We start from the raw sequence: 627 nt of genomic DNA on the forward strand, positions 1-627 counted from the left end.
GCATTGATGTGTGGGATAACGGCATGGGCATCGAGGAAGAAAAACAGCAGGAAATTTTCGAAGAGTTTAATCGCGGAACGCAAGTGCGCTCCGATCAAGGTTTGGGATTAGGCTTGGCGATTTCCAAAGGGATTGCGCAGGTGTTGGGGCACGAAATTTCAATGCGTTCGTGGTTTGGTAAAGGCAGCGTGTTCTCGATAACCTTGGATAAGGCTCATCACGTTCAGCCACACCCTGCGAAAGTCGAGACCAGTCCTCAATCGGAGTTGTGCCACTTGCGAATTCTGTGTGTCGATAACGAACCTGACATTTTGGTCGGAATGGAAAATCTGCTCTCTCGTTGGGGGTGTGACATACGGGTTGCGACGGATCTCGTCGAAAGCTTACAAGCGCTCGAAGGCGATTGGGTGCCAGACGTCATTTTCTCTGATTATCGATTGGATAATGGACGTACGGGGTTAGAAGTGTTGCAACAGTGTCGTTTGCGTCTGGGGAATCGTTTTGAAGGGGTGATCATCAGTGCTGACCGTACTGACGATATGATGGAAGGCATCAAAGCGAACGGTTTCAGCTTTATTGCCAAACCAGTTAAGCCGCTCAAATTACGCTCGGTGCTCAATCGAGTCG

General features: G+C 49.6%; 1 protein-coding gene. It reads left to right on the forward strand.

All coding sequences use genetic code 11. The features are described from left to right. Positions 1-627 (forward strand): response regulator (locus R7Q46_RS28010; RefSeq protein WP_318078413.1); only part of this gene is annotated, 627 nt, incomplete at both ends.

It is taken from the genome of Vibrio sp. 811, from assembly GCF_033339195.1.